The sequence below is a fragment of the Actinomycetota bacterium genome (genome assembly GCA_036280995.1).
Classification (GTDB): domain Bacteria; phylum Actinomycetota; class CALGFH01; order CALGFH01; family CALGFH01; genus CALGFH01.
Window position 1 is genome coordinate 1 of the sequence record DASUPQ010000304.1, and the last position, 2465, is coordinate 2465.

Annotated in this window: 1 protein-coding gene; it reads right to left on the reverse strand. The window is 73.0% G+C overall.

The features are described from left to right. Positions 1 to 329 precede the first annotated feature (329 nt). Positions 330 to 2069 (reverse strand): transposase, encoded by a 1740-nt coding sequence (locus VF468_10325; GenBank protein ID HEX5878703.1) that lies wholly within the window; start codon positions 2067 to 2069, stop codon positions 330 to 332. Between the last annotated feature and the right edge of the window lie 396 nt (positions 2070 to 2465).

Here is a 2465-nt window from a genome sequence, read left to right on the forward strand (position 1 = left end):
CGTTCAACGGTCAGACGTCGATGATGAGGAACCCGCGGCCGAAGCTCAAGCTCACGGTCGAGCAGGAAGACGGCACCAAGGTCACGCACGTCTACGACCGCAGGAACACCCGTTCAGGCGTGGAGTATCACTTCAAAGAGAAGGTGCCCGCCTAGGTGGCTGGTGTCGTACGGCCGCTTCGGGAGCGTGGCTTGGTCGGCTGGCGGTTCATGGGGCTCCTGGGTTCGCGGGAATCGGGACGGATGACGGTTCCGCGGAACCTCTTGAGGAGGGTTGGGGCCCGCCTGTCGCGGCGGCGAGCCCTCGGTAAGGGGTCCTCCCGCTGCTGGTCACGCCGCCACCGCCCATCCGTGGGCGGTTCCGCGCAGCCCGAGCACGGCCAGCCGGGCCAGGTTCACCGCGCCGGCCAGCAGCCGGAAGTCGGCGTCGACGCGGGCGGTGCCGCGGACCCGGGCTCGTCGCCCACCGTGATGGCGGCGCACGAGATGACCGAGCTTGCGTTCGACCTTGGGGCGGGTGCCGCGGTAGTCGGCGACCCAGGCCGGGTCGGTCTGCCGGGCGCGGGCGTCGGTCAGGGTCTGCTCGTAGGGGCCCACCGACACCGTGCGCCCATCGGCGGCGGTGGTGCACTGCGCGCGCAGTGGGCACGCGGGGCAGGCCGACGCGAAGTAGGCGGTGCCGCCGCCGGCGCGGGCCGGGCGGATCGGGGCGGTGACCCCGCCCGGGCAGGTCACCACGCCGGCGGCGAGGTTGATGTCGAACCGGTCCTTGCTGAACAACCCGCCCGCCGCGGTCGGTGTCTGGGTCTTGCAGCGGTCGGCGATCCCGGTCTGGGCGAGCCGGTCGTGGAACGGCCCGGTGCCGTAGGCGTTGTCGCCGTAGACACACGCCCGCTCCGCGTCCTGGGCTGCTGCACCCGTGCTCGGCTCGACCGGCTGCGACGCGACCGGCTGCGACGCGACCGGCTCGGGCCCGTCCTGGCCCGCCGTGTCGTCGGCGGGGTCGTCGGCGGGGTCGTCGGCGGGGTCGTCGGCGAGCAGGTCGGCGACGAGGTCTTCGGCGACGCCGGCGTCGCCGGTGTTGCCCGGGGTGACCGTGGTGGCGGTGATGATCTCCGAGTCCGGGTCGACCGCGGCGTGGCCCTTGTACCCGTCGAACCCGCGCGCGGCGGTCTTGTGCCCGTGCCGGGCATCGGGGTCCACGGTGGAGATCACCCGATCCTTCGCCACCCGCCGCGCGATCCGGAACACCCCGTCCTCGCCGGGCTGCAGGTCCTGGCCCAGCACCGTGGCCAGCAACGCCGCCGCCTGCCCCACGGCCGTGGCGAGCTCGCGGCCCTCCAGCAGCGCGAGCACCGCGAACCCGTCTCGGGCCCGGGAGTCGATCAACTCCTCGCGGGCGGCCCGGTCGTCCCAGTCGATCTGCGGCTTGCCGGTGCCGGCGTAGTCGTCCCCGCTGCCCAGCGCCGCCCGCAGCTCCGCGGCCAACTCGGTGTCGGTGGCGCCCAGCAGCCCGCGCACCGCCGAGCGGATCAACGTGACCGTGTCCATGGTGGCCACCGCGTCATACAGCGGGGTCGAGTCCAGCACCCGACGCCGCCCGACCAGACCGGCCGCGTGCGCCGCCTGCAGACCCACCTCGAAGATCCGGTCCGGGCGGGCCGAAGCGCGCAGCCGCGCGCGCATGTCCACCAGCACCGTGTGCGCGAAGCTGCCCCACCCGGTGCCGTAGCCGCCGACCCCGGCCGCGTAGCGCCACCGCACATCAAACGCGTACCGGTCGACCGCCTCCCGATCCGACAGCCCACCCAGCCGCTGCAACACCATCACCGTGGCCACCACCGACGGCGGCACCGAACGCCGACCCGACGCCTCGAACAGATCCTCGAACAGCTCATCGGGGAACAACCGGACCCGCTCCCGCGCCAGGAACCCGTAGATCGAGTTCCCCGGCAGCGAGCCCTCACAGAACCGGACCACATCATCGAACAGATCACCCTGACGGTCCGCCCGGCCCATCGTCACCCGATCATTCTCCCGCAGCCCCGCACCGACCCGGGGGACCGCCACGCGAAAGACACCAGCCACCTAGAGCGGCGCTCCGCGCCGTCGCACTCCTACCTCGGTGACGCACGCGGTGTGCGACTGCCGCACCTGCTGGGTGGGCTGTGACGTGACCCGACGCTGTGCGTCGGCTCGGGCGGGGTGCGATGGCTCGGCCGGGGTGCGATGGCTCGGGCGGGGTGCGATGGCTCGGCCGGGGTGCGATGGCGTCTCTCCCGGAGTACGGCGAAGTGGCCGCGATCCGCGGCGCCCGCGTGCTGCCGCACCCCTGCCGTGGTGTCGCGCGCGGTGTGCGACCGGTGCATCAGTTGGGCGGGGTGTGGCACCACCAGATGCTGTGTGACGGCTCGCATGGTCATCGGGAGTGCGAGGTTCGAGTGGGTTTCCGGGCTCGTTTGCCGG